This is a genomic window from Falsiroseomonas oryzae (assembly GCF_027856955.1).
Lineage (GTDB): Bacteria > Pseudomonadota > Alphaproteobacteria > Acetobacterales > Acetobacteraceae > Falsiroseomonas > Falsiroseomonas oryzae.
This window is the reverse complement of sequence record NZ_JAPSMD010000826.1, coordinates 1-1,205: the sequence shown is the minus strand read 5'-3', so window position 1 is coordinate 1,205 and position 1,205 is coordinate 1. Positions and strand designations below refer to the sequence as shown.

At 75.0% G+C, this 1,205-nt stretch carries 1 protein-coding gene; it reads left to right on the top strand.

Annotated features, from left to right (window positions below):
• A partial coding sequence (locus tag OZN99_RS32020; protein ID WP_270939224.1) for a GNAT family N-acetyltransferase occupies positions 1–1,041 on the top strand: 1,041 nt, incomplete at its 5' end.
• Positions 1,042–1,205 lie beyond the last annotated feature (164 nt).

The window sequence follows — 1,205 nt, the reverse complement described above, 5'->3', positions numbered from 1 at the left end:
CTGCGCAGCGCGGCGGCGCTGCGCGAGGCCGCCGCCGCGATGCTGGAGGCGGCGGCGCGTCTGCGCCCGGCCGCGCGGCTCGACGGCTTCCTGGTGCAGGAGGAGGCGCGGCGCGGCGTCGAGCTGCGGCTGCGGCTGGACGACGACGCGATGTTCGGCCCCTTCATCGGATTCGGCCTTGGTGGCACCGCGGCCGACCTTTTGGGCGACGAGGCCTTCGACCTGCCGCCGCTGAACGATGCGCTGGCCGGCGGGCTGGTGCGGCGCAGCCGCGCCGCCATCCTGCTGCGCGGCTACCGCGACCATCCGCCCGCCGACATCGACGCGGTGGAGGACGCGCTGGTGCGGCTGAGCCAGATCGCCGTGGACTTCCCGGAGATCGCCGCGCTCGGCATCAACCCGCTGGTGGCCCGGCCGGACGGGGTGGTGGCGCTTGATGCGAGCTGCCGGCTGCGCCCGGCGGGGCAGGGCGCACTGCTGGCCATCCCGCCCTATCCGCAGGAGTGGGTGACGCGCTGGACGACGCGCGCGGGCGAGGCGCTGACCGTCCGCCCGATCCGGCCGGAGGATGCCGAGGCGCATGGCGAGTTCTTCCGCCGCCTGACGCCGGAGGACATCCGCTGGCGGTTCTTCAGCCAGCTGCGCGAATTGCCGCCGCAGCAGATCGCCCGCATGACCCAGCTGGATTACGACCGGGAGATGGCCTTCGTCGCGGTGCGCACGCGGCCGGACGGGACGGAGGAACTGCTCGGCGTCTCCCGCCTGATCCGCGAGCCGGACGGCGAGACCGGCGAGTTCGCGGTGATCGTGGACCGGCAGATGAAGGGGCAGGGGCTCGGCCAGCACCTGATGCAGCGCCTGTTCGACTGGGCGCGCGCCAGCGGCATCGCGACCGTCGCCGGCCAGGTGCTGGCCGACAACGCCCCGATGCTGGCCTTCGTGAAGCGGCTGGGCTTCACGCTGAAGCGCAGCGCGGAGGACGAGGAGGTGTTCGACGTGCGTCGCCCGACCACGCTGCCGGGCGAGGCCGAGCCCCTGTGAGGTGACGGCCCGGGCGCACGGCCAGTTGCGTACGCATCCGCGGGAGCGTGCCGAACCGCGGCGGCGACATCGCTGTTGGCGCGGGCATGACGCCCGAGCCCTCCGCCCAGCCGACCCGCCGCTCCCTGGCCGCCCGCGCGCGGGCGCTGCCCGGCGTCGCCCGC